Origin of the sequence: Trichormus variabilis 0441 (genome assembly GCF_009856605.1) — a bacterium.
Classification (GTDB): domain Bacteria; phylum Cyanobacteriota; class Cyanobacteriia; order Cyanobacteriales; family Nostocaceae; genus Trichormus; species Trichormus variabilis.
On the sequence record NZ_CP047242.1, the window covers coordinates 710789 to 735974 of the forward strand.

The 25186-nt window shown below is 40.2% G+C and carries 21 protein-coding genes; 12 read left to right on the plus strand and 9 right to left on the minus strand.

What is annotated here, in order from left to right; genetic code table 11:
* Window positions 1–256 precede the first annotated feature (256 nt).
* Both GSQ19_RS02865 and GSQ19_RS02870 read right to left on the minus strand, forming a co-directional pair.
* Window positions 257–571 (minus strand): hypothetical protein, encoded by a 315-nt coding sequence (locus GSQ19_RS02865; protein WP_041456459.1) that lies wholly within the window; start codon window positions 569–571, stop codon window positions 257–259.
* A 656-nt stretch (window positions 572–1227) separates the two neighbouring features.
* Complete coding sequence (locus GSQ19_RS02870) at window positions 1228–1416, minus strand: hypothetical protein (RefSeq protein WP_011321283.1); 189 nt, start codon at window positions 1414–1416, stop codon at window positions 1228–1230.
* 479 nt (window positions 1417–1895) lie between these two features.
* Here GSQ19_RS02870 and GSQ19_RS02875 point away from each other — a divergent pair, with 479 nt between their 5' ends.
* The 4 genes from GSQ19_RS02875 to GSQ19_RS02890 all read left to right on the plus strand — a co-directional run bounded on the left by GSQ19_RS02875 (window position 1896) and on the right by GSQ19_RS02890 (window position 6641).
* On the plus strand, window positions 1896–2573 hold the full coding sequence (locus GSQ19_RS02875; RefSeq protein ID WP_041456461.1) for a hypothetical protein: 678 nt from the start codon (window positions 1896–1898) through the stop codon (window positions 2571–2573).
* Between the two features lie 170 nt (window positions 2574–2743).
* A complete protein-coding gene (locus tag GSQ19_RS02880) occupies window positions 2744–4573 on the plus strand; it encodes a peptidoglycan D,D-transpeptidase FtsI family protein (protein WP_011321285.1) in 1830 nt (609 codons plus the stop codon).
* 147 nt (window positions 4574–4720) lie between these two features.
* Window positions 4721–5827, plus strand: a complete 1107-nt coding sequence (locus GSQ19_RS02885; protein ID WP_011321286.1) for an iron-containing redox enzyme family protein — start codon at window positions 4721–4723, stop codon at window positions 5825–5827.
* A 121-nt stretch (window positions 5828–5948) separates the two neighbouring features.
* The gene (locus GSQ19_RS02890; protein WP_011321287.1) at window positions 5949–6641 is read left to right on the plus strand and encodes a class I SAM-dependent methyltransferase; all 693 of its coding nucleotides are present in this window, start codon (window positions 5949–5951) and stop codon (window positions 6639–6641) included.
* A gap of 129 nt (window positions 6642–6770) precedes the next feature.
* Here GSQ19_RS02890 and GSQ19_RS02895 read toward each other — a convergent pair whose 3' ends face one another.
* Window positions 6771–7874 carry a glutamate-cysteine ligase family protein gene (locus GSQ19_RS02895; protein WP_011321288.1) on the minus strand — a complete coding sequence of 368 codons (1104 nt, stop codon included), beginning with the start codon at window positions 7872–7874 and terminating at the stop codon, window positions 6771–6773.
* A 168-nt stretch (window positions 7875–8042) separates the two neighbouring features.
* On the opposite strand from GSQ19_RS02895, the gene GSQ19_RS02900 reads away from it, so the two are divergent.
* Window positions 8043–8963, plus strand: coding sequence for a hypothetical protein (locus GSQ19_RS02900; protein WP_011321289.1), 921 nt, complete (start codon window positions 8043–8045; stop codon window positions 8961–8963).
* A gap of 26 nt (window positions 8964–8989) precedes the next feature.
* Here the strand turns inward: GSQ19_RS02900 and ychF are convergent, their stop codons facing one another.
* The gene (gene ychF, locus GSQ19_RS02905) at window positions 8990–10081 is read right to left on the minus strand and encodes a redox-regulated ATPase YchF (RefSeq protein WP_011321290.1); all 1092 of its coding nucleotides are present in this window, start codon (window positions 10079–10081) and stop codon (window positions 8990–8992) included.
* Between the two features lie 21 nt (window positions 10082–10102).
* On the minus strand, window positions 10103–10312 hold the full coding sequence (locus GSQ19_RS02910; protein ID WP_011321291.1) for a hypothetical protein: 210 nt from the start codon (window positions 10310–10312) through the stop codon (window positions 10103–10105).
* 190 nt (window positions 10313–10502) lie between these two features.
* Here GSQ19_RS02910 and GSQ19_RS02915 point away from each other — a divergent pair, with 190 nt between their 5' ends.
* Window positions 10503–10952, plus strand: coding sequence for a hypothetical protein (locus GSQ19_RS02915; RefSeq protein ID WP_011321292.1), 450 nt, complete (start codon window positions 10503–10505; stop codon window positions 10950–10952).
* Between the two features lie 64 nt (window positions 10953–11016).
* Here GSQ19_RS02915 and GSQ19_RS02920 read toward each other — a convergent pair whose 3' ends face one another.
* Together GSQ19_RS02920 and GSQ19_RS02925 are read right to left on the minus strand one after the other, a co-directional pair.
* Window positions 11017–12591 (minus strand): hypothetical protein, encoded by a 1575-nt coding sequence (locus tag GSQ19_RS02920; RefSeq protein WP_011321293.1) that lies wholly within the window; start codon window positions 12589–12591, stop codon window positions 11017–11019.
* A 343-nt stretch (window positions 12592–12934) separates the two neighbouring features.
* A complete protein-coding gene (locus GSQ19_RS02925; protein WP_011321294.1) occupies window positions 12935–13711 on the minus strand; it encodes a glucosamine-6-phosphate deaminase in 777 nt (258 codons plus the stop codon).
* Window positions 13712–13846: 135 nt separating this feature from the next.
* Between GSQ19_RS02925 and GSQ19_RS02930 the strand changes: the two genes are divergently transcribed.
* Window positions 13847–14524, plus strand: coding sequence for an HAD family hydrolase (locus GSQ19_RS02930; protein WP_011321295.1), 678 nt, complete (start codon window positions 13847–13849; stop codon window positions 14522–14524).
* Between the two features lie 203 nt (window positions 14525–14727).
* Here the strand turns inward: GSQ19_RS02930 and GSQ19_RS02935 are convergent, their stop codons facing one another.
* The gene (locus tag GSQ19_RS02935; RefSeq protein ID WP_011321296.1) at window positions 14728–19746 is read right to left on the minus strand and encodes a GAF domain-containing protein; all 5019 of its coding nucleotides are present in this window, start codon (window positions 19744–19746) and stop codon (window positions 14728–14730) included.
* A gap of 321 nt (window positions 19747–20067) precedes the next feature.
* Here GSQ19_RS02935 and GSQ19_RS02940 point away from each other — a divergent pair, with 321 nt between their 5' ends.
* From GSQ19_RS02940 to ureG, 5 genes are all read left to right on the plus strand, one after another.
* On the plus strand, window positions 20068–20880 hold the full coding sequence (locus GSQ19_RS02940) for a radical SAM protein (protein ID WP_011321297.1): 813 nt from the start codon (window positions 20068–20070) through the stop codon (window positions 20878–20880).
* Between the two features lie 98 nt (window positions 20881–20978).
* On the plus strand, window positions 20979–21602 hold the full coding sequence (locus GSQ19_RS02945; protein WP_011321298.1) for a 4Fe-4S single cluster domain-containing protein: 624 nt from the start codon (window positions 20979–20981) through the stop codon (window positions 21600–21602).
* Window positions 21603–21755: 153 nt separating this feature from the next.
* Window positions 21756–22199 carry an urease accessory protein UreE gene (ureE, locus tag GSQ19_RS02950; RefSeq protein ID WP_011321299.1) on the plus strand — a complete coding sequence of 148 codons (444 nt, stop codon included), beginning with the start codon at window positions 21756–21758 and terminating at the stop codon, window positions 22197–22199.
* Window positions 22177–22866 (plus strand): urease accessory protein UreF, encoded by a 690-nt coding sequence (locus GSQ19_RS02955; RefSeq protein WP_011321300.1) that lies wholly within the window; start codon window positions 22177–22179, stop codon window positions 22864–22866. The genes ureE and GSQ19_RS02955 overlap by 23 nt, the downstream gene beginning before the upstream one ends.
* 59 nt (window positions 22867–22925) lie before the next feature.
* Window positions 22926–23528, plus strand: a complete 603-nt coding sequence (ureG, locus tag GSQ19_RS02960; protein ID WP_011321301.1) for an urease accessory protein UreG — start codon at window positions 22926–22928, stop codon at window positions 23526–23528.
* A 161-nt stretch (window positions 23529–23689) separates the two neighbouring features.
* Here ureG and trxB read toward each other — a convergent pair whose 3' ends face one another.
* Window positions 23690–25060: a thioredoxin-disulfide reductase gene (gene trxB / locus GSQ19_RS02965; protein ID WP_011321302.1), complete on the minus strand. Its 1371-nt coding sequence runs from the start codon at window positions 25058–25060 to the stop codon at window positions 23690–23692.
* Window positions 25061–25186: the final 126 nt, after the last annotated feature.

Below are 25186 nucleotides of genomic sequence, written 5' to 3' on the forward strand. Positions count from 1 at the left end.
GTGTCATTGGGATGGAGTTTTTGCCAGTGGTCAGTGGTCAGTAGTCAGTAGCATTCGCGCAGCTTGTACCCTTGGGAAAAGATACGTAAAAACCATAGGACTTAGGCACCCAGATTTTCTGCTGAGACCGGGTGTAGGGGTGTAAGGGTTTCAAACATTTATTGGTAAGTTATGAGCCACCCAAAAGGGATAAGATATTAAACCATTCCAAAAACAACTGACAACTGACAACTGACAACTGACAACTGACCAATTCTCACAAATTTAAGAAGGGGAAAAACTGAAGCAGAAATTTACGCATACGGGTCAGGAAAATAGTTTGTCGTATGTTGGTGCTAAGTTTCGGGGGAGGGCTGATTTGTAATTGTTCTTGTAATTGTGCATACTCCGCCGCAGTCAGAGGCTGGCCATCTATGGGCGATCGCGCATCTATAATAATTTCTGTTCGTAATATTTCTTCTGGGATATCCTTGACTGGAGATAGCGCCAAGACTGAATTTCCCCAATGACCACTCAACCAAACCAAAATGCTACTGCTGAGAGCGACAATAGATAGTCTTATCCACTTCATGGGATGTCTTGTGAAGTTCTGCATTAATGACCTCAGATACATCTGTGTCGTATTTATGTTGTTCTTCAATTGCCAAGGAACTAAAACACTTAACTACGACCCAAATATAGTTGACCTTATTTTATAGATATAGTCGGACTTTGGTGTTCTCTCAGGAACGGAGGTGATTTTTAATTATGAATTTAGATAATTACTAATTCTTATGAGATAAATAAATTACTCAAAGGCTTCGGCACCAAAACGGAAAACAGTAGTATTCCTGTAACATATTTAATTTTTTTATATGTAACGTCACATTATACTGGCATATTAACTTTTCGGTTTTGTATAATATTTAACAAATAACTGAATAATAAGCTTTGATTAAGAGTGTTTTAAACTACAATTCTACTTAAAACTTGTGTTTGAATAAGCTCCAAGTAAATCCAGATAGAAGAAAGACAGAGAGGAGAAGGCTTGAGAAAATAAGTTTGCTCTTTGCCAAGAGGTTTTTAACTTCCACCGCTTGTTGCTGCTTTTCTCTCCTTTTGCCTTCTGCCTTTCCAATAGACAACTTTTTGCTACTTGATGAGGCTAGTACTTTTGTTCAAACTCATGACCTCCACCAATGAAAGAAAGACTTACTAGAAATCTTTCTTGGAAAGGTTATCAATTATCTAGGGGGTAGTAGTAGGACTAGCAGCAGGGGTAGTTGCCGCAGGGGTAGTTGCCGCAGGGGTAGCCGCGCCAGTGTCAGTTGGCTCACCTGTAGCAGGGGTTGTTTGATCACCGCCACCGCCTTCGCAAGCTCCGAGAAATGCAGCCAGACTTAACATTAGAGCAAAACCAAAGATTTTAGTTCTCATATAACTCCTCTTTCACCAATTGTGGCAATAAAATTTTTCGCCTGTTGAATACGATAACCTATTTATTGCAAGTTTTTAAAACCGCACATATTACATATTTATTTGATTTAGTTATTATGTACAAGACTGATTAGTATGCCCTGGATTGAAAAAGACGCTGGAGATTAGGGGCTAGGGACTGGGAAGCGCTTAGTCTAAGTATAGAAAAGCGATTCTTTTCATTTCCCTTTTCCTTGACCTTTGCCTTTTTGATCAGCTGTCAGGCATTGAACTTGCACATCTTTTCGTGCTGGCTGTTGACATTTAACTGTCAGCAGTCAGCAAACCATACAAGTGACTATGTAATTTAAAAGCGTCATAGCTTATCTTGCTCAAGTACTTACCTAACATTAAGTGTACTTATCACAAAAAAGGCGAGTTCAACCTTAGCAAAATCAGATAAACGGTCTAGAATACATTATTTTATATCTGTAAAAATTATGGCTGCTGTTCGCAAATCGGATGTTTCTGTAACTGGTGGTTGGTTTCGGCGAGGTTCTACCTCATCTTTAAGAAAGCGGCGGACTAGTCCGGGGTCAATAATGAGCAATGATTCTAAACTTGCCACCGAACCCGCATTAATTCCCCCAGCAAGACAGCGACGTTCCTCGAATAATGTATCTTTCTCTGGGAAAACAAGGGTACAGAGTCCGGCAACACAACAAACTTCTAATCTCACAGCCAAGCCCAATCGCAGACAAAGAGGTCTTCAATCACATTCACAGCACCTGCCTGTTGTACCTACTGCCAAAGCATTACCTTTATGGTTACTGCGACTACACAGCATACATCGTTACTCTTCAATCGCCGCATTTTTATTAGTAGCAGGAACTTTAACAGTTTATGGATTGACAGTATATACCCAAGAATTGTGGAGTCAAGGTTACAGCCGACTACAAAAGCTACAACGCGATGAGCGACAAATTACCACAACTAACGCGACACTAACTCACAAAATGGCTGAGGAAGCAGAAACACCATCGGCGGGATTAATATCACCAACTCCAGCTAGGACTATTTTCTTATCTCCACTACCTCAGAAACCAGAGGTAGTATCTCCTAGTTCCACAGCGAATCAACAACCGCAACCATTAAATTCTCCACGACTGGGATATTAATCAATATGGGGAGCGGGAAAAACCACTTTTATGCCTGGCGATGAACAAAGTTCATGGAGGTGGACTTTCCATGTAAACAGCTATCGAGTATGTGGTATTGTGGTTCACACCTGTGATGAGACTAATAGCTAAAAACTGAATAACTCACAACTGACTAACTGAGCAGAGTAATGCAAAAGTCACCAAGTAGATTGAAGTTTAGAAAGTTTCAAAAGCCGGAGTTCACCAGGCGCAAAAGGGTACCGCAAAAGGTGGCAATGAAGACAATCGCCCCCAATACCCAAGAGCCATTAACAAGTGCCAAAACCAGACTTTTGATTGTCTGGGGCATATTAATGACTGCTGGACTGGGGTTGGCAATTAATGTGTATAACTTGCAAATTTTGCAGGGAGCAAAACTGACAGAAAGAGCGCGAAACCAACAAATGGTAAGCTTGCGCCCCTATATGCCTCGCCGCTTGGTGGTGGATCGCAATGATAATGTGTTGGCTGTTGACCGCCCTGTCTATACTTTATATGCCCACCCTAAGCTATTTAAAAAGACGAACGAAGAAATAAGCGATCGCCTAGCTCCTATTATTGATAGAAACCCTGCTGATTTAGTCAAGATTTTTCAAGGTCGAAAAAGTGGTATTACTTTGACCTCCTCTTTACCAGAGGAACTGGCCGAGCGCGTCAGGAAATTAAGCTTAGATGGCTTGGAAATGATTCCCAAATATTCCCGCTATTATCCCCAGGATGATTTAGTGGCGGATGTAGTGGGATATGTAGACGTTGACCGTCGTGGTCAGGCGGGTGTGGAACGTAGCCAAGAGAAATGGCTAGAACGTTCTGTGAAAACAATACGCTTAAGTAGGGCGGGTAATGGGGCTTTGATGCCTGATTATGCTCCTGAAGGTTTTTTAAATTCTGATGATTTGCGGATGCAATTGACTATTGACAGTCGTTTGCAAAGGGCTACCAGGAATGCGCTGAAAGAACAGCTAGAAAAGTTTGGCGGGAAACGAGGAGCAGTGATTGTGATGGATGCGATGGATGGCTCTATCCTCGCTTTGGCATCTCAACCTACTTATAACCCGAATGAATACTCGAAAGCGGATATTTCGCTGTTCAAAAACTGGACGGTGGCTGATCTCTATGAGCCTGGTTCGACATTTAAACCATTGAATGTGGCGATCGCTCTGGAAAATGGCGTAATCAAAGCAGATGATGTGTTTAATGATTCTGGTGCAATTCGCATCGGTTCTCATACGATTAGAAACGCTCAACGCAACGGTTACGGACGCATCAATATTGCTCAAATTCTCCAAAACTCCAGCAATATTGGCATGGTGCAAATGATCCAACGCCTAAAGCCTTCGATTTACTACAATTGGCTGGAACGTTTAGGACTGGGACAACCAGTAGATACAGATTTACCTTTTGCGGTCAGTGGCACACTCAAAAGCCAAGAAAAATTTATTCACTCCCCCATTGAACCGGCAACAACTTCTTTTGGACAGGGCTTTTCCTTAACACCCTTACAATTAGTGCAGATGCACGGTGCCTTAGCTAACGGTGGTAAATTGGTGACACCTCATGTTGTCCGGGGACTAATTGATACTAAAGGACAAATCCACTACACACCCAATCACCCAGCACCAAGGCAAATTTTCTCAGCCGCAACGACCCAAAAAGTTGTGGAAATGATGGAAACGGTAGTTACAGAAGGTACTGGCAAGGTTGCTCAAATCCCTGGCTATCGCATCGCCGGCAAAACAGGTACAGCCCAAAAAGCCAGTCCTAACGGCGGCTACATCGTTGGCGCTCGGATTACTAGCTTTGTTGCTATTTTACCCGTTGAATCGCCCCGCTATGTAATTTTGGCCTTAGTTGATGAGCCAAAAGGAGCCAACGCCTACGGTTCAACTGTCGCAGCCCCAATTGTTAAATCCGTTATGGAAGCACTAATTCCCATTGAACGCTTAGCACCCAGCCAGCCAATTGAGGAAAAACCTTAAATGGGTAATGACCATTGACCATTGACTAATAACCAATGACTTCTTTCTTTATTACCGGAGAAAGAGGTAGACAATGTTACTCGTGTGGAATCTTAGATATTAAGGGTGAAATTAATTTCACGCCTGTGCCAAGTCACTGAAGATTCCATGCAAAGCAATTTAGTTATGTTCCCAATTGTCGAGGTTGTAAGGCCAGGTACGCAAGTCAAAGAAACAAATTCTACTGATTACGAAGGTGCCGAGCAGCAATTTTTATTACTTTTGGCAACTGAGGACTTAGACGATAACTTAGATAGACAAGCTGCAATTGTCAGTGATTTTGAACAGGCGGTTTCCAGGGCAATTAATGGGGCTTATAAACGTGAGTGCCAAGATGACTTAGCACATCGGTTTTTGCAACGGATTCTCTATCGGATTAATCGGCTGAATCTGTTTTGGTTTGATGATTTGCGACAGTATACTAATGAGCGATCGCTCTATTTATCCTCATGTCGTAACCAAATTGAGGCTGCTTGGCAAAAGTGGGAACTTGCACAAGTAGATGTCGCTGCAATACAAAAATTAGATGTCAAACAAGCATTAATAGACCGTGCTGATGCTGATTTAGACCCGCCACTATCAGCCGCTAGTCGCTATATTCGTGAAGAGATGAGCGAAGCTGGCTACCGTCAATTGTTGGCGATCGGTTCTTTCGATGGTTTGGTTGAAGGTAGTCGTCTTTCCCGAATTTTAGGCGGCGCAGCTAATGAGGTGCAGTGTACCCTCGTGCGGGTACTACTGGAAGAGTACGGCAACGGTCGTTTATCTCGTAAGCATTCGACCTTTTTTGCTCAAATGTTGGCTGAGTTTGGTATGAACACCACACCAGAAGCATACTTTGATTTAGTCCCCTGGGAAGTTTTAGCTTGTGCCAATCATAATTTCTTGCTGACTGAACGCAGACGTTATTACCTGCGTTACAGTGGCGGATTGACCTATTTTGAAGTAGCTGGGCCTGCGGCTTATCGCAATTATCTCGCAGCCGCACAAAGATTAGGATTATCAAATGCAGCGATGGGTTATTGGGAATTGCACATCAGGGAAGATGAACGCCACGGACGCTGGATGCTGGACGATGTGGCTTTGCCTTTAGCACAACGTTATCCCGATGATGCTTGGGAGTTAGTACTGGGATATGACCAGGAAAAATTAATGGGCGATCGCGCGGCTGAAGCTGTTGTCAGGTCTACTCGCCAAGCTGAATCAATTAATTAAGAGCTTAGGAATTTTCCGCTAATAGCATCATTTCTTTAGTAAAAAAACTATCGCTAAAGAAGTAATTTTTTGTCTAAATTTTTGTTGAATTTTGATGACATTAAAGTTGAGGCGAAATCTCATGAAAGATGTTTTCTTTTGTCCTGAAGAGTCTAATTTCTACTCAAACTGCGTAGAAAATTTTATTCTCAGGAATAGTGATCAATCTGATGCCATTATTGAATTTGGTTCTGGTGATGGTAGCCCTGTAATTAACTCATTATTAAGAAACCAGTTCAATGGTGTTATATATGGTTTTGAGTTAAATACCTCTGCGTGGAAAACCGCAAATTTAACGATTGATGAATATAATCTTACTGATAAATATGTAGTTAACAACTCCAGCTTATTTGAAGCTAGTACACCTGAAGCTAACTATCTAATCGCCAATCCGCCATATTTACCAGCACCAGATGCCGATATTTATATGCCCTTATTATTTGGTGGTGAAGATGGGGCGACAGTTACTAATGATCTTTTATGTTTAGGTTATGAAAATGCTTTACTTTTAGTCTCTAGCTTTTCTAATCCTATCAGTACAATTAAGCAGGCACAAAATAATGGATATAACGTTAGTAACTTTATAATTCTCCCATTAAAATTTGGTTACTATAGCTCAGAAACAAAAGTTAAAAATCATATAGAAAAACTACGAAAAAATAATATGGCGTTTTATTCTAGAGAATATTATTTTTTGGCTGGTGTTTTATTCCAAAAAAAAGCATCTGTGATTGATTTATCTCAAGAGTTAACCCAAGTGATGACGAGTTTATAATTGATGGGATTTATCCCTGATATCTGAAATATCCTTAGTGCTGTTGATTAATGCCGCTTAATCATCATAGGGTAGGTAATGCCCACCCTAACAGCACTCATAGACTTTTGAGAATCAAATTGGATTCCCCTACGTCTGATAGGTACATTTTAATGTTTCTTCTATTGAACCTAAATTTTTAAATAATTCTATTAATGTATGAGATTTTGTTCTCCTTTTTGTCAAAATTACCTTTAATGGTGCTAATAGAGCAATATCTGGATCATCTCTCAGGGCAAACTCAGCAGCTTGCAAAATTGTTGCAGCATTCGTAAAAATACCTTCATCATCGAAGCCAAATTTTGCAGACAGTTTATGTAATTCCGCATCAGGTACAGTAGCCCTACCTGGCAGAGATTCATCTATAACTAAACCTTTTAATAGCGCCAGCAATGCTGCATAAATAGAGAAGTCATCACAACTATCAAAAGCTTTAAATTCTATACGACCTACTTCCGCAGGTAGGCGAGCAATTTTGGTTAATGCTGGCACACTATTAATTAGTTGCTCTTTTCCTTGAACAAATATTAAAGTTGCTGGTCTTTTGCCTGTTCTAATAAAGGTCCTGACTGATAATCCTTCCCATAAAGTGCCATTATAAAAAGGTGAACTGTAACTAAAAGGCACAATATAAGGACTGTAATATGTTAACTTTTTGCCGATATCAATTACACGTTCATGGGGTAAATCGGCAACAGAAATATTTAAATCTGGCCCATATGTAACCATATAAATGTTAGCAGTTTGATCATCAGGATCGGTTTGTAACTGCTTAAGTTCATATTCATTTAATGGTGGATTGGGTGCAAAAGATGTTTTATAAGGATGAAAGCTAGTTAATATTGGTGAAAAGCCAAATTCAGCCGCAACTTCACATAATAAATTAAAACTATCTGATAGTTCTGTGATGGCATTTTGAATATTAGAATGAATGGTTGTTCTAATTTCTATGCCCTTTGACAGACAATCAATTACCTCATCTGAATCAGCAAATCTTTCAAACCCCTCAATATACCATCGCTTCTTTCTAATGCCTGCATCACCCACGCGTAATTGCAAATGATCATTAGGGTATATGGGTAATCTGTCTACGACTTGATTGAACTCTGCAAATGTTGTAGAGTCAAAATCTGCCAACTTTCCTTCTCTGTTGAGAAAAGCGACTTCATGTTCGATGCCGAATGAAAATACCATAGGATCTAATAGAAAAAATTCTCAATAATCTAACAAAACTATCTTACCCCAAATAGTACTGTTGCGGTTTAGCAAATGTATCTGTTTTAATTGCACAGACTAGGCAGTTATCTGCGATGGCTTAACGCAAGAGCCTAGCTGATCACTCTCCACAGAAGAGTACTATTAATGAAATATATAAAATCAAAGTTAATTCTCAAAATATTGATTTTGGGATCATTGTTACTCATATCTCAACAGGTTTTAGCACAAAGTTGGCGACCAGTTCGCGGTAGTGTTCTTTTCGGTATCAGTGGTATGGCGCTGATTAGCCAACAAAACTCTTCTCTAGATTTTCTCGTCGTCCACGACAATAAACAAGCCGATCAAGAACGTTTAGGAATCATTACAATTAAGGGTAAAAATCAACCCGAATATTTGAGTGTAAGTTGGCAAAGTAATACTCAATTACCTATTGATTTAGAAGCTTTAACCTCTATTCCCAACACAAAAGATAGTTTTATTGCTTTAAGCAGTAGTGGCAAAGTTTACAACTTTAAATTAAATTCTGATAAAAAAACTATATCTGTATCGAAAGAGTTTGAATTACCAGCAATACCTCCGGGTAGTAATTTTGAAGGATTTGCCCTGCAAAATATAGAAGGTAAATTAGTTGCTATGTGGGCGCACAGAGGAGAAGGAGAACAACCATCTACTGTTTATTGGGGAGTCTTAGATTTAAATAAATATCAAATTACATCTACAAATTCTGCCAAGCTCAAAGTACCGTTTCCCTCTGGAAATGTGCGGCACATTTCCGATATAAAAATAGATTCAGGTGGAATTGTCTATATTTCTGCCGCCAGTGATGCAGGAGATAATGGCCCATTTCAATCAGCTATTTATGTTGCTGGTTACTTAACTTTAAGCAATAGTTCTGGGCAAATTAGCTGGCGGCAGAGTCCCCAATTAGTCCCCCTCTACCGCTTTAATCACCATAAAATTGAAGGGATAGAACTTATTCCCGGTGCGGATGGTGGCTTAATAGTAGGTACAGATGATGAAAACTTTGGTGCTTATGTTTATAGTTTGGGTGATAACGTTTTGTAGAGACGCGACGAATCGCGTCTTGATAATTAGACGTTAAATCGGAATAACATCACATCACCTTCCTGCACAATATATTCTTTACCTTCGCTGCGAACTAACCCTTTTTCTTTTGCAGCGATCAGAGAACCATTTGCAACTAAATCATTGTATGCAACGGTTTCCGCACGAATAAATCCTCGCTCAAAATCAGAGTGAATTACACCTGCGGCTTGGGGTGCTGACATTCCTGCATTGATTGTCCAAGCACGGGTTTCTTTTTGTCCACTGGTGAAATAAGTCCGTAATCCCAATAGAGCATAAGTAGCACGAATCAAAGATTTTAATCCGCCTTCTTTTACCCCTAAAGATTCTAAAAAATCCGCCTTGTCTTCTTCCGGTAATTCTACAAGTTCTGCTTCTACTTGAGCAGAAACAACCACAACTTGAGCATTTTCCTGGGCTGCAACTTGGCGTACTCTTTCCACAAATTCATTACCAGTTGCTAATTCTTCTTCAGAAACATTAGCCGCGTAAATAATCGGCTTATTTGTCAACAGTCCCAGTCCCTTAATAATTTCCGCTTCTTCTTCAGTTAAACTTATTTGCCGCACTGATTTACCTTCATTTAAGGCAGCAGCTAACTTTTCTAAAACTGTGATCTCAAATTGTGCATCTTTGCTGGTACGTGCTTGCTTACGCGTGCGTTCAATCCGGCGTTCAATTTGAGCTAAATCTGATAAACCCAATTCGATGCTAATGATTTCAATATCTCTTGCAGGGTCAACTGAACCGGCAACGTGGATGATATCATCATTCTCAAAACAACGTACTACATGAACGATCGCATCAACTTCTCGGATATGAGATAAAAATTGATTACCTAATCCTTCACCTTGGCTTGCGCCTTTCACTAAGCCGGCAATATCCACAAACTCAACTCGTGCGGGAATAATTTGTGCCGAACCGGAAATTTGTGAAAGCACATTTAGCCGCTCATCTGGGACTGCAACTACGCCGACATTCGGTTCAATTGTGCAGAATGGGAAGTTAGCCGCTTCTGCTTTGGCATTAGCGACTACAGCATTAAATAAAGTAGATTTTCCAACGTTGGGAAGTCCGACAATTCCGGCTCTTAGCATTTTAGATGTGGGATTTTGAGTTTATACAGGCCCCGGTATGGTTTGGGGAATAGGTTCTGGTACAGTTTGGGGAATAGTCCCTGGAACTGTTTGGGGAATAGGAGCAGGTACAGGCTCCGGTATCGGTTGGGGAGTCATTGGTTCTGGTGTAGGTTCAGAACCAGGTAGCGGGTTTGGTTCAGGGTTGGGAATTTGTGGCTCAGGAATCGAAATAGCTGTGGGATAAATCATCCTAAATCTAAATCATTGGACTTTCCCAAGCTAGATGACAACTTGAATTGTTGACATCCCCCTAAATGACTATACCTAAACCCTTTGATAATTCACAACTATGTAGGAGTCCTCATTTAATCCTGCTCAGTATACTAAGAAGTAAATCTTTATAGAGCAAGTTTCTAGCGAAAGGAGTTAGGTAGATAATATGCCAACAAATTATCCGACGAAAATTGCCATTTTGTGGATAGTGTTCCTTTTAGGAACTTTATTTCATACTCAACTGGGTTTAATGCCGCTTTTTCACGGTTTGAGTGTAATTGAATCGCAAAAAGCCACAAACATCAATGAGATATCAGGAATCATGTGGTTGATGCTGGGCTTTTTTGTACTGCCGATGTTGGCAACCATTGGCAATATATTCATTGAGAATAAACGCTATAGATTAGTACATTTTGGATTGACCATAATTTATAGCGTTTTAAATTTCATCCATCTAGTGTTAGATTTGCTACTGCCACAAATCATTTGGTATCAAATTACATTAATGGTGCTATTATTTCTCATTGGATTACTATTGAATCTTGTGGCTTTCCAATGGATGAAATCGCCGCCCAAAAATAATCATTCTCCAGAGCGTTTAACATCTACTTACTAAATTTATCAAAGTTTATTGGTCAGTTGTCGGTTGCCAACTAACCATTTCTTTGTATGTGTAAATTTTAACTATCCGATAGACGATAAACATAATATAAAGGAGTTTCGGCAATGATTTGAGATTTTTCTTGATATTTTGCCAATTCTTGGGGAAATTTTTCATTTTTCTTAAGCTTATAATTTCCTAATGATTCATATTTTGTATGAATAATGTAAAAGCCTGCTTGACATTCAGCTATAAAATTCAGACTTCTTTTAGTAATATAACGGTCAATGTACTCATCGTTTCTCAGATTGCGATAATTGCCATTAGGTTGACAAAGAGTAGATTTCTCAGGCAAATTTCTCAGACTATCTGCTACATCGCGGGTACTAAGAATCCTGGGAATACCTGATCTACTGCTTATATAATTAAGATGTAAGTTTAAATTAATTATCAAAGAAATAGTAATACAGGCGATGATAAATACTGATAGAAAACTATTAAAATTTTTGGAAAAATTTAGATAAGCTAAACTACAAACCGTGAAAAAGATAGGAGCCAGATAAATTAACAATTTATAAAATGTAGGATTATAAGTCTTTTCCATATCTGTGGACGAATAGGCAGCTAGGAATACCAGCCAGATTAAGAATAATAAATTTAACAGTATCCGATTGCCTCGAAATTTTATAATCCCCAATCCTAATATCAAAGCAAGAAAGACTAGGGAAATTAATCCACTTTTCCAAGATTCACCAGCAAAATAGACTTCTTGACCTAATCCAAAATAACCGTTGAATATAGCCTTGAATCTTGATAACAGCGAAATGCCATATTCTTTACTGCTACTAGATTTTGTTGCTACGGCGATAATTCTGGTGGTGTTTATCCAGTTTCTGCCAATTTCACCGACCCAGTACGGTGTCATCGTAATGATGGCAGATAAAATAGCTACACCAGACAACATCCATCTTCTCTTTTGTCGGAAATTTATAGAAATATAAAAAATAATCGTAATGACAAAAACTACTGGCATTACATAGAGAGTAGAAAAGTGTAAATTTGATATTATTGCTAGTACAAAACCATAAGCTATCCAAGACAATAACTCTAGATTTGAAGATAGTTTACCTTCCAGTTGATAAGTGTATAGTAATACAAAACAAAGTAGAAAAAATGTAATTGATACGGGATTTCCAGCAATACTATTACCTGTACTCATGACAATATTTTGAAACAGACAGATATACCAGAATCCTGCTAATGCTGATAGAAATAACCTTTTATCACGTTCAACATTTTCTAGCAGTTTATAAGTGGTTAAAGTAAGTAAAGGAATGGAACAGAAAGTAAGGAGAGCATTTGGCATTGCTTGAGCAGATAAATCAGCAGTCAAGGCAGTGAAAGGAAATACTAAATAGTAATATAAAGGTGGCAGATAAAATTCGCCGACCAGACCTGACCAAGCAGTAGGGCCTGAACCTAATGTGGGCCATTTGTCATCCCATGTTGCCATAATTCTGTAGGCATCATTGATTTGGTCGCCACTATAATCACTGAAATTTATGACAACAAAACTTAAAATATAAATTCCCCATATCAAAGATAAAAACATCATGACATAGCTCAATTTTTTAAGACTTATATGCTGTAGCATGGTTCTTTAATTAACCTGACTTTTCGGAAAATTATCAATGTCATAGTAATATAAAGAATGGTTGTATTAAGAACGTCAGATACAAGCTATACAGATTCTTTATAAATCAATTGCCATAATAAAGTTCTCAAAAACTTAAAACCGATTTAGTCCAGATAATTTCTGTGAAGACTTAGGCAAATACCTCACCAGAATTTTATATATTTTCTAGTGAAAAAATATACGTTTTTGTATTAAAGACGAAAATCATTGAAGATTTAAATGCCCAAGGTTTTAATCACCAACTGGTGCAAAACTCTGGACATCAACACTGGAAAAATTAGATCACACGCAACGGAAAAAGTTAAGAGGATAATAAGTTAGCTGAATTAATATCCAAAAATAAAGTTGCTTGTGGTTGTTGGCGTAACACAGAAGCTGGGCAAGTTTTACTAATTGACCCTTGTAGCATTTGTTTGACAATCTGTGCTTTACGTTGTTCTGGTGCTAGACAGAATATTTTTTTAGCTGAACAGATTAATGGCAAGGTGACAGTAAAAGCGTACTGAGGAACACTATCAAGATGAGGAAATTGTCCTGTATTAACCTGCTGTTGACGGTTTACCGGATCTAGTTTCACCAGCTTGACGCTGTAAGGGTCTTGGAAATTCGCTACAGATGGATCATTAAAAGCTAAGTGTCCGTTTTCACCAACGCCAAGACAACACAGGTCTATTGGTTGTGCTTGTAGTAATTTAGTATAGCGATCGCATTCTGCCAAGGGTTCTAATGTATCACCCTCAATATAGTGAAATTGTTGGGGAAAAACTCGCTTTTCTACGCGTTCCTGCATATAGCGGCGAAAACTTGCCGGATGATCAGCCGTAATTCCTAAATATTCGTCCAAATGAAATAAGGTAATTCTTGACCAATCTATACCACCCAAGGCTATCAACGCATCCAAAAATTTTAGTTGAGAATTTCCTGTTGCTAGCAACACAGCAGCAGTCTTTTTTTCTTCTAGTAAAGATTGTAGATACTTGCGTACAATCGCTGCCACATCCTGAGCCATGTCGGCTTCAGATTTGTAAATTTGGACTGACAGATGATCAACACGAAAAAAGTTTGTAGCGGCTACCATATCGAGAACTGAGGACTGGGTAATACCTTTAATCTAACCTCTAACCTCTATGGGAGTCGGAGATGACTGAGGAACACAAAACAATGTAGACTATCTAAATTAAGTTAATAATTATTTACATTACATCCAAAAATCATGGTAACTGCGATTCTCTTTGATTTGGACGGTACTATTGTCAATACTGATCCTATACATTACCAAGCTTGGCAACAAATGTTGTGGAAATACAACATAGAAATTGATGAAAAATTTTATAAATCTCGAATTAGTGGTCGTTTAAACCCGGAAATTGTTAAGGACATTCTGCCAGAATTATCATCAGCCGCAGGTAGAGAATTTGCCGATGAAAAAGAAGCCTTGTTTCGGCAACTAGCCTCCCATCTTCAACCATTAAACGGATTTGCTGAACTCATAGCTTGGACAGAACTACATCAACTGAAACGTGCTTTAGTAACCAATGCTCCGAGATTAAATGCAGAGTTTATGTTGGAGGTGTTGGGGATAACAGAAAGTTTTCATCAAATTGTCTTGGCTGATGATTGCGTAGCAGGTAAACCAGATCCAGCACCTTATCAAGTTGCTTTGGGCAAATTGGGAATTTCAGCAGAAAAGGCGATCGCGTTGGAAGATTCCCCCTCTGGGATTCGCGCAGCAGTTGGTGCAGGTATTCGGACTATTGGCATTGCTTCTACTCACGACCCAGATGTTTTGCAGGAGGTTGGCTCATTTATGGCGATTCATGATTTTACAGATTTACATTTGTGGACATTACTCAATTCATTAATTGAGCCAGATTTAATTCGTAGTACGTGATGGTTATAGGGGTGTAAGGGTATGGTGTTGATTTTGTAGTGAAAAATTCATGCACAATCCTTTCCTAGCTAGCCTAACGCACATCTATGAAGCGGTGCGTTATGGCTAAATTTAATTTTTAATTTTTAATTTTTAATTGATTTATAGCCGTAACACACCCTACTGGCGTGGTAATGCTAACTCCTAAGTTCGATGAATTTTGATTACGAAACATCTTTGATAGTACTAACTATCTGCATAATTTTTTCAAACTGGAAATTATGGGCTAAATCTACGAAATACTCTTTCAAAGCAGTATTTTCGCAAGATATTTCTTCGGTTAACTTTAAAATGAGATCATCGCTACATTGGGCGGCAGCATTATATAAATTTATTACCCAATCTCTTGGTAATGTAGATAACAAAGGCAACAAATTATCATGTGCAAATATTGTTGTCCTAGCTTTTAGTGTTTGAGAACTGTCTTCTTGATAAAGGTATTTTATTCCTAAGTATTTATTGAGCTTTTCTAGAATTTCTTTTTCGGAGAACGGCTTGTTAATTAAATCATCACAGCCCACTTGCAGCATTGCCTGGCGTTGTTCTTCAAAAGCGTGAGCAGTCAAAGCAATGATAATCGTGTGGGGGTTGGGTATGGTGGTGTGATTCTCTGTTTCAGCAGAACGAATGAAGTGGGTGGCTTCATAACCATCCATTATTGGCATCCGCATATCCATCAAGATTAACTGTGGATGCCACTGTTGCCATATAGCCAGAGCTTCTTGACCGTTGGCAGCTTCTTGCACCACAAAACCAACAGATGACAGGAGTTTCACCAACAATAATCGACTGTCTGCTACATCATCCACTACCAAGATGCGACATTCTTGTTGTTGTGGTGCTAAACCGATGACTGAGCGTGCAGTAGGCTGACAGGGAATTTCATGGGCAGAAACTAAACCCACTTGTATCCGAAAACTAAATGTACTCCCCACCCCCACAGTACTACTAATGCTAATATCACCCCCCATCAGTTGTACGTATTTACGGCTAATAGCTAAACCTAATCCTGTACCTTGTTGAGATTTTCTACCGGCTTCTGTTTGTCCAAATGCTTCAAACAATACACCCACTTCATCATCACAGATGCCGATGCCAGTATCTTGTATTTCAAATATCAGGAACCGGGGATTAGTGATGGGGAATTGGGTGTTAGGTGTTGAGAGATGAGTTTTTGTCTCATCCTCAGTCCCTCCTTCGGAGTTCGTCAGTTGCACCTTTACGGGAAGGCTAACGCCAACATGGGGGAAACCCCCTTCGCGCAGTGTCTCGTAGAGAAGACCGCGCTGACTCACCAGTCCCCAGTCCCCATCCCCCATCTTCACCCGTAAGATGATACTGCCCGTTTCGGTAAACTTGATGGCATTACCTAAGATGTTGAGTAAGACTTGACGTAGTTTACTTTCGTCAGCTTGGATATGTTGGGCTATGTTAGGGGCGTATTCAAATTGGAGGTGTAAACCCTTTGCCTTGGCTCGGCCTTGCATCATTTCTTGCAAGTTATCCAAGAGGTGAATTAAATCAAAGTTATTAATGTTTAAGGTGGTTCTACCCGCTTCTATTTTTGACATTTCTAGAACGTCGTTGATCAAGTCTAGTAAATGTTCTCCTGCGCGGTTAATAATCGTTAGGTTCTGTTGGTTGTCTTTTGACAGTGTTTTGTCATGGCTCATAATTTGTGTGAAGCCTAAAATTGCGTTGAGTGGTGTCCGCAATTCGTGGCTCATATTGGCGAGGAATTCGCTTTTGGCTCGGTTTGCTCCATCTGCGGCGATCGCAGCTGCTTCTAGGGCTTGTGATTGTCTTTGGGTTTGTGTCAGCAGTTGTGCTTGCTGCAAAGCAACTTCTAACTGATTACCGATTTGAATGACAATGTTAATTTCGCCAGTTTTCCATTGACGAGGGCCAGAGTTTTGGTAAGTTGCTAATAATCCCCAAACTTGATCACCAGATAAAATGGGGACAATAATATACGCTTTTGCTTGCAAGCGCTCTAAAAATTCAATGTAGCAAGAACCAAATCCAGCTTGATAAATGTCGGAAACGCAGAGAAAATTTTTGTCTGGGGTAGATTGTGGAGTGTATTCTAACAACTTGGCCAGACAACTTTGGTCTTGCACTGTATTTTCTGTCAGATGGGGTGCATTTTTATGTGTTTCCATGAGGGAAATCCAATCTTTTCCCCAAGATTCAGCGACAAATTCACCACTCCCCTGGGAATCGAAACGATAAACTACGGCGCGATCGCAGTTGAGGACCTGTCTGAGTTCTTCGGTGGTAGCAGTAAATATGGTATCTAAATCTAGGGTTTGGCGCATTCGTTGAATGACTTGGGCGATCGCTCTTTCCCTCTCGACGCTTTCTTTGAGAGCTTCTTCTGCTCGTTGGCGATCGCTAATTTCTACTATCACTTTACCCACACCAGAAAGCTGATTACCCTCCCCAGGAATGGGAAAATAAGAAACTAAAAAGTGACGTAGGCTATCTGGTTGGTTGACTGCGGGCAGACTCAATTCTACATTCAGAATTGGTTGACTGGTTAAGAGTACTTGTTGGCAGAATGGTGTGACTAGAGGGGCGATTTGGGGTGCTATCTCTTCCAGAGTCCTGCCAATATGTTCTTGAGCAGATTTACCGTGAATATCTGCTATCAACTCATTAATTTGCACAAACCGTAGTTGATCATCGAAAATGCTCATACCCACAGGAGCGCCACTGAAAAAGGCATTGAGACGAGCTTCTCGCAATTCTAGTTCTTTTTCTAAAATTTTTCGCTCTGTAATGTCTTTGGTCGTACCTGTCATCCGTAAAGGCTGACCTTGTTCGTCGCGTTCCACAATTTGGCCACGAGACTGTACCCATTTCCAACCCCCGGCGGCGCAACGCATCCGAAATTCCATTTCATAAACGGGAGTAACACCTTGCAAATGATCAGCGATGGCTGATGTGACTCCGGCTAAATCTTCAGGATGTAACAATTGCTGAATGACTCGTTCGTCATCTTCTATATCCTCTTGTGCGTAACCTAACATCTTTTGCCATTGCCAGTCCCGATAAATTTTACCTGTGGCAATATTCCAATCCCATAACCCTAAATCGCTGGCTTCTAAGGCTAGTTGTAAACGTTCTTCGCTCTTTCTGTGAGCAGATTCTATTAACTTGCGTTCAATCAAGCTACCTAATTGGGTAGCAACAGCACCTAGCAGCATGAGTAAACGCTTATCTATGGAGATAGAACTGCGCTTGAAAAATATCAAAACTGCCAATACTTCCTTTCCCGCAAGAATCGGAATACCAAACCCTGCTTTTAAACCTACTTTGGCTGCTTGTGGCGATCGCAAAAATTGTCCTTGCTTGACTTGAGAAACATCTTCAATCCATTCAGATTGTTTGGTTTGCCAAACTCGTCCTGGTAGTCCGTCACCCGGTGCAATTCTTAGATTTTGACTTTGGTGACAAAATTCCTCTAAACTTGCTTCCTCGCAGTAACAAACCAAACTATGTTCTAAAACATGAGATTCACGATTGGGTGTCCATGCTTCCCCAAAATCCCAGCCAATGGTTTGGCAAATTACCCGCAATACTAAGGTTAAGGCGCTTTTCACATCAACTGCACGGGCGATCGCTTGGGTTGTTAATAGTAATAAACGGCTTTCCGCTTCGGCTTGCTTGCGTTCTGTAATATCTTTTGCTGTACCCAGGATGTACTTTTGTCCATCAATTTCAATCATTTCCGCACTAAACAGCGTCGTTTTAATTTCTCCACTGCTAGTGCGAAAATCAACTTCATGGTTGCGAATGGCTTTGGCTTTTTCGAGAATTCGGGACAGAAAATTGCACTCTTCTAGATTTACCCAAATATTTAATTCTTTATCGGTGTTACCAATGACTTGAGAACGAGAATAACCAAATAAGCGACAAAAACTGTCGTTAACTTCGATATAACGTGTTTCTGGATAAGTACAAAGAGTAATGGGGTCAGGAGATGCTCTAAAGGCTGATGCTAGTTTTTGTTCGGAAATCCGATGTGCTGCTTCTGCACGCTGGCGTTCCCGTGCTTCCAAGGCTAAGGACACTAAGTTAGTTAAAGAACGAGCAAAATTTTGGTCTTCGGGTGTCCAATGATGAGGTGATTTTACTGCTTCCAAACATAAAACCCCGACGGTTTCACCTGCTAGACGAATGGGTGTATCTAGCATGGCTGTGATATTCAAAGGGGTGAGGTAAGATTGAGCAAATTCTTTTGTTCTCGGATCTGTATAAGCATCATCTGCGGCGATCGCTTCATCTTGATGCAAGGCTTGAAAATAAGTGGGATAATCTTTTGCTGATAAAGACATTCCTGCACTGTGTTGATTGCGACTATATTCAAATAGATCGGCACATTGAATTTTAGTAAGTGTTTCGTCATATAACCAAATACTTGCTCGCTCTATACCTAAATTATGAGCAGCAACATTTGTAATTTCTGCAAGGGCTGTTTTTAAATTCCCTTGATATAGGATTGGATTTTTTCCCAGTTTCGTTAATACTAAATTATGTTTGTACAGCTTGACAGTATTAGTCTGGTATTCCTGCGTATTGTTTTTTGAGCTTGTAATCTTGCTGTTACTACTTACTAACGAATGGGAGTTTAATGATTGATTAATACTTTCTTCGTTATTTAACTCTGATAGTTGCCAACAACATTCTTTTTTATTACTTATGACATTTTGATTCAGTGCGTTATTCAACGATATTAAACCATCCACAACTGGAAACGACTGATGAGGTTCTTCTAATTGATTTTTCTGTTTGCTTTGAATTTTTAATTGATTTCTCATCCGTAACAAAAATTCTTCTTGGCGTAATGGCTTACTAATAAAGTCAGATACACCTATTTGAAAATAACTGCTATATTCAGAAAGCTGTTCAATATAAGTGAGCAAGAGAATAGATATGTCTTGGAGGGACTTCTCCGCCTTTAAATTTTGGCAAAAAGAAAGTCCGTCTATTTTATCAATAGAACTATCTATTAAAATTAGATCAGGCATTAATTCACTGACACTGCTGATTGATATTTTAGCAGTGCTAACCCTTTGTAATGAGTACTTTGTTTCTGCTAAAAAACCTGACAAACAGCGCCAATTTTCCAAAGAATTATCAATTAATAAAATTTTTGTTCGTTGATAATCTATGAGCATACTATCAAATTAGGCAGCAAATTTTAAAAGAGATAAACGAACTAAAAAATTTAAACGTGATCAAAATCATGAAAAGTCAGCAATTTGGCGAAAATATCGCCAAAAAAACTCAATTAGTAATAATTGTCCCCACAATTATTCACAACTATAACGCACATTTGTTACATAAATGACAAAAGACTGGTGAGTATGGAGAGAGGAGAAAGAACGAGAACTTTTAACGGCTGCTTCGTCTGAACAGCCTCACAAGTTCCTCATGTTATGGCTATAAATTTTTGCTAATGACTCTTAGGCGATCGCCATTACGGTGATAGAACAAATATGAGTGCTATGCAATCCCCCAAAAATTTTAGTTGTTCCTCTGTGTATGGGCCTGTCAAATCTTGGCGATTTGGAAATTCTCTTGGTATCGATCCCATTGGGGTTGTATCTACCTGCTCGTTTAACTGCGTCTACTGTCAGTTAGGGCAAATTCAAGCACATACCAGTCAGCGTCAGATTTTCGTCCCTACAAGCCAATTATGGGAGGATTTGCAAGCACTTGCGCCTTACGACCAGGTAGATGTCGTTACCCTTAGTGGCAGTGGCGAACCTACTTTAGCACTAAACTTAGAGGAAATTTTGGCGATCGCAAAACAGGTAACACAAAGGCCAACAGTAGTCTTAACCAACAGTACCTTGCTGAGTGACACTACAGTCCGTCATGCTTTGCAATCAGCAGATATTGTGGCTGTTAAACTAGATGCGATTTCGTCAAATCAATTGCAGCGCATCAATCAACCTGTAGCGACAATTAATCTACCGCACATTCTTGCAGGTATTGAGCAATTTCGAGAAGAATATCAAGGGAATCTCGCTATTCAAACAATGGTGTTGTCTCCCTGGACAACGGAAATGATAGAGATTTACATCCAACAGATAGAACGTCTAAATCCTCAGGAAATTCAACTTAACGTTCCTGCTCGCCCCCGTGTTTTAGTTCGACAATTAGATGCTAGGGGAAATGATGCAATTGAATCCGTCTCAGATAGTATACGTCAACTTAAATGTCTCAGTGCGAATATCCTCAAGCCACTGGCTGACACAATCCACTATGCCACAAAAATTCCTGTACGTTGCGCCCCGATAAACTAGGGGTATGGGGGTAAATCCGTCTTTCCCTTACACCCACCGCCAACAATATTTCTGTGTCGTTCAACTAGTTAACAACCAACGCTTCCAAGGAGAAACCAATGGAAACCCAATCAACCAACCCACCAATTACACTTCCAGAAATTCCCCCTGGCTATCTCAACATTATGGGTTACATCGATGAGTCAGAGGTAAATGGCCCCGGCTGTCGTGCAGTAGTTTGGGTACAAGGTTGTCCCCGTGAATGTCCAGGATGTTTTAATCCTGATTCATGGACGTTTGAAATCAACCAACTAGTTTCTGTAGATTCTCTTGTTGAGCAAATTCTCAGCAAACCGCAAAATCAAGGTGTGACATTTTCCGGTGGAGAACCTTTTTATCAAGCAACAGCATTGGCGGAATTAGCTCGTAAGCTGAAAGCTGCTGGTTTAAGTGTCATGTCTTTTACAGGCTTCACCCTGAAACAACTACAATCTGAATCAGCACCCCCTGCTTCTCAAGCATTATTAGAACAACTTGATATTTTAATTGATGGGCCATTTGTGGAGTCTTTAGCAATTAATTCTCCAGATTCTCCAGTTTCCTCCAAAAATCAAAAAGTTCATGTTTTTAACCCCGCCTTTGTAGATAAAGTTACCTGGGCTAGTGATCAAATAGAAGTTCACATTCTCAAAGATGGAAACCGTATTGTTACTGGTTATCAAGGATGGTTGGAATTGACTTGAAAATGGTTGATTGTTGACTGTTGGCTGTTGAATATAGAACTGATGAACTCAAATGCTCCAATGATCTGAATGTAGGGTGCGTCAGTGTGATAGAACCTAACTATACTCAGAAATTATTCATACTGACGCACCCTACCAAACTAACGACTGATAATGTTGACCTTGACGCAACTTGTAACACCCAATCCTAATTTAGCAGTCACTCTAACCTTGCCTCTCACAGCAGAAGAACGCTGTCGCTCTCGTCATCGCTTTGAAATAGAAGATGGTCAGGTTGTGTTTTTGCGTTTACCTAGAGGTACAGTTTTGCAGGATGGGGATATTCTCCAAGATGAAACCAATGGCAATTTAATCAGAATTGTGGCTAAACCAGAACCAGTATTAACGGCGGTTGCTCAAACTCAACTTTTATTAATGCGAGCAGCGTATCATTTAGGTAATCGTCACGTACCTGTAGAAATTACCCCGACTTATCTACGCTTATCGCCTGATACCGTTTTGCGGACAATGTTGGAACACATGGGGTTAGAAATTACCGCAGAAATTCTCCCCTTTCAACCAGAATTGGGCGCTTATGGACACAATCACCCTCACTGATCACCATTTTTTACATATCTTACAACTAGCTAGTTCTGCTTTACCTGTGGGAGCTTATAGCTACTCGGAAGGATTAGAAACACTGGTAGAAAGTGGGACAATTACTAGTCAATCAACTCTGCAACAATGGTTAGAGGCTGAACTAAGTTATGGGGCGATTCGTCTAGAAGCTGCGGTGATGGTGAGATCATATCAAGCTACCATAATGGGTGAGATGGAAACCTTACGCTATTGGAATCTGTGGTTATCTGCGGCGAGGGAAACCCAAGAATTACGCAATTCTAGCTGGCAAATGGGGCGATCGCTCATGCAGTTACTTGGTAAAATACAACCAGAAATTCTATCTTTAGCCAATAGTGTAGGTAATCCTTGTAATTATGCGATCGCTTTTGCAATTGCCTCTGCACATTGGCAAGTAAATATTCAAGCCGCCTTATTAGCATATCTGCATAGTTGGGCAACTAATTTAATTACGGCTGGTGTCAAACTCATCCCCCTTGGACAAACAGCAGGACAAGAATTACTACTTCAGTTGCAACCGTTAATTAGTCATGCAACAGTAGAAATTATGTCTTTAAAAGATGATGAACTCAGTTGTTGTAGTTGGGGTTTATCTTTAGCCAGTATGCAGCACGAAACGCAATATACAAGGTTGTTTAGGAGTTGACAGTTGACAGTTAACAGTTAACAGTTAACAGTTAACTGTTAACAGTTAACAGTTGACTTATGAATGCTTTTCGTGTTGGGGTAGCAGGCCCGGTGGGTTCGGGGAAGACGGCTTTAGTTGATGCTTTGTGTAAAGCATTGCGCGATCGCTATAAGCTGGCAGTGGTAACAAATGATATATATACTCAAGAAGATGCCCAATTTTTAGTCCGTTCGCAAGCCTTGACAAGCGATCGCATTTTAGGCGTAGAGACAGGCGGTTGTCCACACACAGCAATTCGAGAAGATGCTTCCATGAATTTGGCAGCAATTGAACAGCTAGAACAGCGTTTCACCGATTTAGATTTAGTCTTTTTAGAAAGCGGTGGAGATAATTTAGCTGCTACCTTTAGTCCTGAGTTAGTAGATTTAACAATTTACGTCATCGATGTAGCCGCCGGTGATAAAATCCCCCGCAAAGGCGGGCCGGGAATTACCAAATCTGACTTATTAGTAATTAATAAAACTGACCTAGCCCCCTACGTCGGCGCAGATTTAAGTGTTATGGAAAGAGACGCAAAAAAAATGCGTGGCGATAAACCCTTTATTTTTACTAATTTAAAAACTCAACAAGGACTCAACGATGTAATTGAATTTGTTTGTCATCATATCTGTCCTGTGTAGGGGAAAATGGGTCTTGGGTACTAATACCGTTTCTTAATGAAGATGTGCTTTATTCTGGACTGTAGAGACGTTCCATGCAACGTCTCTACATCATTTATTTGTTACAACTTCATAGAGAATTGGTATAAGCATTAAAAATAATTGTACCCATTCCCCATTCCCTAGAGATTAGCTTCAATCAACTGACGATACTCACTTTTTTGCTTAACACCCTTAACTTCTTTCACCAGTTCTTTATCCTTAAAGAACTGAACAGTTGGTGTGCCGGTTACCCCAGCATTTTCCGCAATATCCCGGTCTTGGTCAATGTCGATTTCCACAAAGTGGATTTTGCCGTCAAATTCATCGACTACTTTATTTAAGATTGGCTTGAGAGTATGGCAAGGGCCACAGCCAGGGGAGACGTATTTGACAATGAGTAGGCGATCGCTTTCATGAAATAATTTTCGTAAAGCATAGCCACCAGCATGGCGAGTTGCGCTCAAAGCAAATCCCGCCTCTTGTTCCGCTTCTGTTTTCTGCGCTACTGGCTGAGTTTCTAACTCATTATTGATTGTTGGTTCTTGATGGAACTCTTGAATCAACGCATTCGCAGACAACCAACGTTCCGCTAACAGCGCCGCCGCGCAGCCACTACCAGCCGCCGTAATTGCTTGACGATACTCATGGTCTTGTACGTCACCCGCCGCGAACACACCCTCTACACTAGTTTCTGGCGAACCATGTTTGGTAACAACATAACCAATTTCATCTAGTTCTAGTTGTCCCTGAAATAAGGAAGTGTTGGGCTTGTGACCAATAGCGTAGAACAAACCCCTGGCGTGTACTGTGGTTTCTTCCCCAGTCTTATTATTGCGGACTTTCACCCCATCCATGTGACCATTACCAAACACATCCACAACTTCTGTGTTCCAATGCACTTGGATTTTGGGGTTACTCAAAACGCGGTCTTGCATAGCTTTAGAAGCCCGCATCTTTTCAGAACGCACCAACAAATTAACCTTCGAGCCGTACTTGGTGAGATATATGGACTCTTCCGCCGCCGAGTCACCAGCACCAATCACAGCTAACTCTGCACCGTGGAAAATTGGGGTTGCACCATCACAAATTGCACAAGCCGAAATCCCCCGACTCCAGAATTGATGCTCGCTAGGTAAACCTAAACGTTTTGCCGTCGCACCAGTGGCAATAATAATACTGTGTGCTTTAAATTCTCTTTCCTCTGAGCGCACAGTAAATGGACGTTGGCTCAAGTCAACTGATATAACATCTTCAGTATATAACTCAGCCCCCCAGCGTTCTGCTTGAGCCTTCATCCTATCCATTAAATCCGGCCCGGTAATCCCTTGGGGAAACCCTGGAAAGTTTTCTACCTCAGTCGTTGTCATAAGTTGCCCACCAGGCAAACCCCCAGCTTGAAAACCTTCAAATACAACGGGTTTTAGGTTAGCTCTCGCCGCATAGATAGCAGCCGTGTACCCTGCTGGCCCAGAACCAATAATGACTAAGTTTTCTACAGTTGGGTTAGACATAATATTTATACGAACTCATAACGACTACGTTTAATATAACATAACATATCAGATCGGCAAGGGGAATGACAAGAAAACATCTACTAGCTTGAGCCACTTCAAGATAGCTATTGGCTTTTCGCCCGT

Coding starts and splice junctions, on each gene's coding strand:
- GSQ19_RS02865 (WP_041456459.1), bottom strand. CDS start 571: ATGAAGTGGATAAGACTATCTATTGTCGCTCTCAGCAGTAGCATTTTG.
- GSQ19_RS02870 (WP_011321283.1), bottom strand. CDS start 1,416: ATGAGAACTAAAATCTTTGGTTTTGCTCTAATGTTAAGTCTGGCTGCA.
- GSQ19_RS02875 (WP_041456461.1), top strand. CDS start 1,896: ATGGCTGCTGTTCGCAAATCGGATGTTTCTGTAACTGGTGGTTGGTTT.
- GSQ19_RS02880 (WP_011321285.1), top strand. CDS start 2,744: ATGCAAAAGTCACCAAGTAGATTGAAGTTTAGAAAGTTTCAAAAGCCG.
- GSQ19_RS02885 (WP_011321286.1), top strand. CDS start 4,721: ATGCAAAGCAATTTAGTTATGTTCCCAATTGTCGAGGTTGTAAGGCCA.
- GSQ19_RS02890 (WP_011321287.1), top strand. CDS start 5,949: ATGAAAGATGTTTTCTTTTGTCCTGAAGAGTCTAATTTCTACTCAAAC.
- GSQ19_RS02895 (WP_011321288.1), bottom strand. CDS start 7,874: ATGGTATTTTCATTCGGCATCGAACATGAAGTCGCTTTTCTCAACAGA.
- GSQ19_RS02900 (WP_011321289.1), top strand. CDS start 8,043: ATGAAATATATAAAATCAAAGTTAATTCTCAAAATATTGATTTTGGGA.
- ychF (WP_011321290.1), bottom strand. CDS start 10,081: ATGCTAAGAGCCGGAATTGTCGGACTTCCCAACGTTGGAAAATCTACT.
- GSQ19_RS02910 (WP_011321291.1), bottom strand. CDS start 10,312: ATGATTTATCCCACAGCTATTTCGATTCCTGAGCCACAAATTCCCAAC.
- GSQ19_RS02915 (WP_011321292.1), top strand. CDS start 10,503: ATGCCAACAAATTATCCGACGAAAATTGCCATTTTGTGGATAGTGTTC.
- GSQ19_RS02920 (WP_011321293.1), bottom strand. CDS start 12,591: ATGCTACAGCATATAAGTCTTAAAAAATTGAGCTATGTCATGATGTTT.
- GSQ19_RS02925 (WP_011321294.1), bottom strand. CDS start 13,711: ATGGTAGCCGCTACAAACTTTTTTCGTGTTGATCATCTGTCAGTCCAA.
- GSQ19_RS02930 (WP_011321295.1), top strand. CDS start 13,847: ATGGTAACTGCGATTCTCTTTGATTTGGACGGTACTATTGTCAATACT.
- GSQ19_RS02935 (WP_011321296.1), bottom strand. CDS start 19,746: ATGCTCATAGATTATCAACGAACAAAAATTTTATTAATTGATAATTCT.
- GSQ19_RS02940 (WP_011321297.1), top strand. CDS start 20,068: ATGAGTGCTATGCAATCCCCCAAAAATTTTAGTTGTTCCTCTGTGTAT.
- GSQ19_RS02945 (WP_011321298.1), top strand. CDS start 20,979: ATGGAAACCCAATCAACCAACCCACCAATTACACTTCCAGAAATTCCC.
- ureE (WP_011321299.1), top strand. CDS start 21,756: ATGTTGACCTTGACGCAACTTGTAACACCCAATCCTAATTTAGCAGTC.
- GSQ19_RS02955 (WP_011321300.1), top strand. CDS start 22,177: ATGGACACAATCACCCTCACTGATCACCATTTTTTACATATCTTACAA.
- ureG (WP_011321301.1), top strand. CDS start 22,926: ATGAATGCTTTTCGTGTTGGGGTAGCAGGCCCGGTGGGTTCGGGGAAG.
- trxB (WP_011321302.1), bottom strand. CDS start 25,060: ATGTCTAACCCAACTGTAGAAAACTTAGTCATTATTGGTTCTGGGCCA.